The 5,163-nt window shown below is 65.4% G+C and carries 8 protein-coding genes and 1 pseudogene; 2 read left to right on the top strand and 7 right to left on the bottom strand.

Annotation, left to right across the window (positions count from 1 at the left end; all coding sequences use genetic code 11):
- From IEZ31_RS55330 to IEZ31_RS55315, 4 genes are all read right to left on the bottom strand, one after another.
- Positions 1–1,141, bottom strand: a 1,141-nt coding sequence (locus IEZ31_RS55330; protein ID WP_190258218.1) for a DUF6361 family protein, incomplete at its 3' end; no start/stop codon positions are given.
- A gap of 44 nt (positions 1,142–1,185) precedes the next feature.
- Positions 1,186–1,341 (bottom strand): hypothetical protein, encoded by a 156-nt coding sequence (locus IEZ31_RS55325; RefSeq protein WP_190258217.1) that lies wholly within the window; start codon positions 1,339–1,341, stop codon positions 1,186–1,188.
- Between the two features lie 250 nt (positions 1,342–1,591).
- Positions 1,592–2,320 carry a hypothetical protein gene (locus IEZ31_RS55320; RefSeq protein ID WP_190258216.1) on the bottom strand — a complete coding sequence of 243 codons (729 nt, stop codon included), beginning with the start codon at positions 2,318–2,320 and terminating at the stop codon, positions 1,592–1,594.
- A gap of 189 nt (positions 2,321–2,509) precedes the next feature.
- Entirely contained in the window at positions 2,510–2,989 is a 480-nt protein-coding gene (locus IEZ31_RS55315) for a DUF8453 domain-containing protein (protein ID WP_190258215.1), read from the bottom strand.
- Between the two features lie 241 nt (positions 2,990–3,230).
- On the opposite strand from IEZ31_RS55315, the gene IEZ31_RS58030 reads away from it, so the two are divergent.
- Both IEZ31_RS58030 and IEZ31_RS59980 read left to right on the top strand, forming a co-directional pair.
- Positions 3,231–3,416 carry a hypothetical protein gene (locus IEZ31_RS58030; RefSeq protein WP_229837326.1) on the top strand — a complete coding sequence of 62 codons (186 nt, stop codon included), beginning with the start codon at positions 3,231–3,233 and terminating at the stop codon, positions 3,414–3,416.
- Between the two features lie 127 nt (positions 3,417–3,543).
- Positions 3,544–3,795, top strand: a complete 252-nt coding sequence (locus tag IEZ31_RS59980) for an antitoxin VbhA family protein (RefSeq protein ID WP_190258214.1) — start codon at positions 3,544–3,546, stop codon at positions 3,793–3,795.
- Here the strand turns inward: IEZ31_RS59980 and IEZ31_RS55300 are convergent.
- From IEZ31_RS55300 to IEZ31_RS58025, 3 genes and pseudogenes are all read right to left on the bottom strand, one after another.
- Positions 3,743–4,186: a helix-turn-helix domain-containing protein gene (locus tag IEZ31_RS55300; protein WP_190258213.1), complete on the bottom strand. Its 444-nt coding sequence runs from the start codon at positions 4,184–4,186 to the stop codon at positions 3,743–3,745. The two genes, IEZ31_RS59980 and IEZ31_RS55300, sit on opposite strands and share 53 nt — an antisense overlap.
- Positions 4,183–4,608, bottom strand: coding sequence for a type II toxin-antitoxin system RelE/ParE family toxin (locus IEZ31_RS55295; RefSeq protein WP_229837324.1), 426 nt, complete (start codon positions 4,606–4,608; stop codon positions 4,183–4,185). Before IEZ31_RS55295 ends, IEZ31_RS55300 begins: the two co-directional genes overlap by 4 nt.
- 38 nt (positions 4,609–4,646) lie before the next feature.
- Positions 4,647–5,004, bottom strand: a pseudogene (locus tag IEZ31_RS58025) (replication-relaxation family protein); the annotation flags it as partial.
- Positions 5,005–5,163 lie beyond the last annotated feature (159 nt).

Genomic DNA, 5,163 nt, shown 5'->3' with positions numbered 1-5,163 from the left:
CAACCCCACACTGACCACAATGGAGGTTAACCGAGCGACGAGCCTGAGTCACGAACCGCCGTTGCAGTACTAGGCGGGACTGGCCCTTCTTGATCGACCGTTCGCGCTCGGCGACAAGTCTCCGGAGCGCCGGGTTGTCCGCCACTTTGTCGACATCGCCTCGGACCACGTCGTCCAGCCACCGGTCGATGAACTGCCGGCCTTGGCCGTTGCCCGCGATGCGAGGGTTCTGCGCGATGACCCGTACCCACATGTCCTTGCGGTCCCAGTTGGTCAGGATCCGCTCAGCCGTCACGTCGTCCGTCCATGCCGAGAGCTCCTCGCGGTACCGCGAAACAGGCTCCTCGTGATCCGTCAGGCCAACCTGCTCGTAGCGCTCGGCGACGAGCAGGTTGTACAGGAGCGCGGCGCCGAGCATGACCAAGGAGAACCGGGCCGCGTGCTGGACCAGGGCGCGAATGTCCGCAGGTGCCGACGCGCCCGCAGCATCGTCCCACGGTGCCCACGATTCGGCGTCGGGCCGATGAGCCGGGTCCAGCAGGTGCGCCAGCAGGGTGCCGGAGGTCGTGCTCAGGATCCGGTCCCGCAGCCAGCGTGCTTCCTCGGGACGCAGCCGGAGGCCGCCTTCCACCTCGTTGGGGAAGCCGTCCGGCGCGGGCGGCAGGGTCGGATGCCAGGTACCGCCAGCCCGTTCGGTCAGTTCCTCCGCAGCGGCAAGGGCCTCGGCCAGACGGCTCCGTCGTGTCGTTGCGCCGTCGTCGCCAGTTCGGATCCCGTACCGAAGCAGCGCTGCGCCATAGATGCTCGACGGCAGCGTCTTGACGCCGGCGCCAGCCCGGCGGCCGATCACGCCGTCGGTGTCGTCGGCCTGCAGCAGACTGGTCACCACCGTGCGTTCGGTGCGGTCCACCTGGGCCGCGAAACGGTCACCTCGGAGTCCACGGCGCTCGGCCGCCTGATGGCACCAGGGGACGATCAGGAGGTACCGTGCGCGGGTCTGGATCACCGACGTGCCCGGGAACAGTGCATCGCTGAACGCGTCACGGACCTGACCGATGCCCAGCTCGTCCCGACTCTCAGTGTCGCTGAAGAGCTTCAGCATCTCGCGGATCCGCTGCTGCTCGTCGCGGGAACTGTCCAACCAGCTCAGTCCAGAGGGCATTGCCGTCCTTCGAGTCGTCCGAGTCAGACGTCGCGGGTCAGCGCGTCGTACACGGCAACGGGCCAGGGAACCGTGAAGTACCTGCGCTCGACCTTGCGAGCGAGGAGCGCCTGGAGCGCCACGCCGCCGATCTCCACCAGACGGAAATGCGCAGGGTCGCCCTGTCGGACGTTCTCCACGACGTAGAGCCAGAAGTCGGGTTGGTCGCCGCCTCGTCGATCTGTCTCGGCTCGAGCCAGAGCTCCTGCCCACGTGCGGATCCGCCGTACGCCTTCACCTCGATGACCCGCCCGTCGCTGGCGACGTCAGCGGCTGCGTTGGCACCGCGGGTGTCACGGGCGGATCGACCGTATTTCGCCTCGTGGGCGATGACGAACGCGATCGCGGCGTTCTCGACGGCGCGGTTACTGGTGATCGGCTCAGGCATCGTCATGGCGTCCACGCTTCGCTGGTGAAACCGCCCTGCGCGTCGAGCAGGACGACGTGGATACCGGCGGCGCTCCGGCCGGTGCGGGTCCGGGCCGCCAGGTCGCGGTAGCGCGGATAGTTCGGCAGCACCATGAGCGACTCGTGCCCGGGCTTGTCGTCGAGCAGCATCATCGCCTTGCTCAGGGCCTCGGCGAACCAATGACCGGCTTGGGTGCTTGGCTGGGTGCGCTTGACCTCGTCGGCGCGTCGGGGGTCGGCGTAACCGGTGGAGGGCCAGCCCTTCACCTCGGCGCCGAGACGGCGGTCTTCCTTGGATGCGAGCACGTCAACGCCGGCGGCCTTCGTAGCAGTGTCGGCCATCGAGGTGATCGACCAACCGCGTCTCTCCAGGAGTTGGCCGAAGATTGCCTGGACGCTGCCCTCCCATGGCCACTCGTGCGCTGCTGTCGTCGGGCTCCGGCGTTTCTCAGCCGCCTGGGGTGCGGCAGTTGGGACTGACTGGCTGAGAACCTCAAAGCCCAGGTTTCGCAGATGTCGCTGTGCGATGTGGCTGGTGAACTCGGTGCGCGGCAACCGGACAGCTCGCTCGAATGCCTGCTTGACCGGATAGACGACGCCGCCGACGCGGACGCCGTGCTCACGTACTGCCTCTGGCTGCACGTCCCGGAGCCGGGCGACGACCGTTGGCGCGTCGAGATCCATTGACACGCCGTTCAGCACGAACCGCATCGCGTCTCCGTTCAGTCGTTGCCGGTCCCGCCGAAGGCCGGGGCACTCCGTCGGCGTTCCATAGCACCGTATGGCGGTGCGACCCGAGCGGGCAGGACCGACTGTGCACGGTTAGCTATCCGAACATCCACCGACGTGGACGCACGACAGGTGCGATGGAAACGAACGGCATGCCCGGCGCCCACAGACTTACTGACGGACCTGCCCGCGCCTGAGCGGAACGATCCTCTCCTGCTCCCCCCTGCCGTCGGTCCAACGCAATGTGACCTCGAACCGGCGAACGATGGGATGTTCGTTGGAGTTGAAGAACTCTTCTAGCTCGGGGGCGAATTGGACCGGGTACCGACCGTCGCGGTCGATGATGCTCAGAGGGAACTCATCTTCGTCCACACTGGCCAGGTTGATGATTTTGCTGTCACGCGGTCGACGAACCTCGAGTCGGATGTCTCGGGCCATCGCTGGGCCCTGGTTCCAAATGACCAAGTTGTAACCAACATGGATCTTTCTGTCCGGAAGGTCTACTCGAGACTTTTCCCGGTTCCAATGAAAGTAGGCAGTCAGCCGTGCGGTTCGCGACTCCTGCCTCTTCTCGAGGCGAGCTGCTACGAAGGTAGCGGTGGCGACGGCAAGTGCCAGTCCTGCGATGACGGCACTGACCCAATTCGACATGCGACTCGTCCATCCTGGCCTCGATTCGATCGGCGTCCTGCCGATCATGCGACGATGCAGCTTATCGATCTAAGGTGGCATGGACGAGTGCGAGGCCCGGAATCGTAGCCGGAGTCGGATCGAGGGTTGTTGCCAACGACCAAGCCGGGACTTTTTGGCCGGGTAGCATAGACCGTGACCACCGAGCGAAGATGATATTCGGTTCCTGGTTGTCGTTCGAGCGGGGAGCGGCGGGAGGTCCATGGGCGAGTTCCACGAATGGCAAGACGTTCGGGCCGAGCTGGACGATGGCGACACCGATGCGTTGGCCGACGAGCGAGCACGGACCGAAGCATGGGTCATTGCCTTGAACCTCACCGAAGAGCGTAATCGGCTGGGCTTGACACACCAGGCAGCCGACCTCATGGCATCACGCCGGGCCGAGTAGATCAGATTGAGAGCGGCGGTCGCAACGTCAACGAGGCCGCCACCCTCAGTCGCTAACCCAGGCGCTTGGTGTTCGAATGCCGATCATCTTCGACTCCGGCAACGACCTTCGCCAGATCGTCTGACCTGTGCTCGAACTGGAAGGACTCACGGTGGATGCTGAACGGGTGGCGGCGCGAAGAGAGTCCTTGACTCAGGCTGCTGCATCGGTGCGAGCGGAAGGTCTCACCATCAGCTGCGGTGCTGAGGCGATCCTCGAGCGATGGGCCCGCGGTGAACTCGATACGGAGTCAGATGCGAGAACTCGTACGGCGGCAGTGCGCCCGGCTATGAAGCCTTCTTCTTTGCGATCGCGGATGGGTTCACCTTCCGGGCCGTGACGCCGGCTGACCGACGAGAAGCGCCAGCGGCCTTACGAAGCTTGCCCGCTGCCGGTGCAGCGACGCGCCCGGCACCACTCACGGCCGGAGGCGTCAACAATGGGAACCGTCGACGTCCCTGCACGGCGACGATCTCCAGACCTCCGCCCGGCAGAAGCGCGCCGACATACCGCTCCAGCAGGTCGAGCGTGATGTTCGAGGAGCGCTCGATCGCGGCCACGCGTGGCTGAGATACGCCGATACGCTCGGCCACCTCTGCCTGGCTGAGGCCGGCCCGCTCACGCAGCGCCGTCAGACCAGCGGCCAGGCGCAGCTCCTCCTCGATCTCGGAGATCCGCTCTGCCGCACCCTCGGCGGCAAGAATCCGCTTCTCCCAATCCTTCAGGCTCATCGTCGCCGCCTCCCCCTTGTTCCTGAACTCCGATCGCGCGTGCTCGTTGCTTGGTTCCTGTGTGCGCCGAGCGCTGCCTGATGTTCGCTGAACCGCTGGTCGGCGATCGGGATGTTCGCCTCATACCAACCAGACCAGTTTCCGCTCTTGTCGCCACCGACGAGCAGGATCGCCTGTCGTTGCACGTCGAATGCGAACAGCACGCGAATCTCGGTGCGGCCGGTCGAGCCGGGGCGAAGCTCCTTCATGTTGGCGTGCTGGCTGCCCGTGACCGCATCGACCAGTGGCCGTCCGAGTGCTGGGCCCTGGTCGCGGAGGACCCTGATCGCCGCCAGCAGGGCCTCAGCGTCCGGCTGGTCCAGGGTGTCGGCCCACTTCTCGCACTCCGCGTGGAACTCGACCGCCCACTCACGTAGAGCCACGACATAACGATAGCGTTATCGGTACGAGGTGGCAAGCAGCGGTGATAGCGCAAATTGGACGCCGGACGAATTCTCGTCTCAGCTCGAGCGCGGTCACGTCGCGGTAGCGCCTCGCCGCGGAAGGCGGCGACGACCTCGGCACCGAGCTGGGCGATGACGTAGTGGTAGAGGTAGGGGTAGAACCTGCCGTCGGGACGGTGTGGCCTGAAGCGGGCGGGCCACCAGTTTGAGCTTGTACAGCGTGGTGAGCCGGCGCTGGCAGAAGTCCAGGGGGGAGGGGAACAGTGCGTTGGCAAGCTGGAACGACGTGAAGACGCCGTGGTCGTACAGCCAGCCGAGCAGGAGCCGGTCGCGGTCGGTCAAGCGGAATTGAACGCGGAGCACAGGGTCATCCATATCGCCTCCCGCCCCACCGGAGACCGCAGACGTGAGGGCCTGTCGCAGTTGATAGGGATGGGTCGGAAGTGCCTCTGCTACCTAGTACTGCAACGGCGGTTCGTCACGTATGATGGTGTTTGAGGTGTTTGCGGTAGTGGCTGGCTGTAGCTTGGGCTT

The sequence above is a fragment of the Dactylosporangium sucinum genome (assembly GCF_014647515.1).
Taxonomy (GTDB): Bacteria; Actinomycetota; Actinomycetes; order Mycobacteriales; family Micromonosporaceae; genus Dactylosporangium; species Dactylosporangium sucinum.
Note: the sequence above shows the minus strand (reverse complement) of the source record. Positions and strands in the feature narration are given on the sequence as shown.

Bases quoted from the DNA above. Each gene is read 5' to 3' on its own strand.
- IEZ31_RS55320 (WP_190258216.1), bottom strand. From the start codon at position 2,320: ATGCGGTTCGTGCTGAACGGCGTGTCAATGGATCTCGACGCGCCAACG.
- IEZ31_RS55315 (WP_190258215.1), bottom strand. From the start codon at position 2,989: ATGTCGAATTGGGTCAGTGCCGTCATCGCAGGACTGGCACTTGCCGTC.
- IEZ31_RS58030 (WP_229837326.1), top strand. From the start codon at position 3,231: ATGGGCGAGTTCCACGAATGGCAAGACGTTCGGGCCGAGCTGGACGAT.
- IEZ31_RS55300 (WP_190258213.1), bottom strand. From the start codon at position 4,186: ATGAGCCTGAAGGATTGGGAGAAGCGGATTCTTGCCGCCGAGGGTGCG.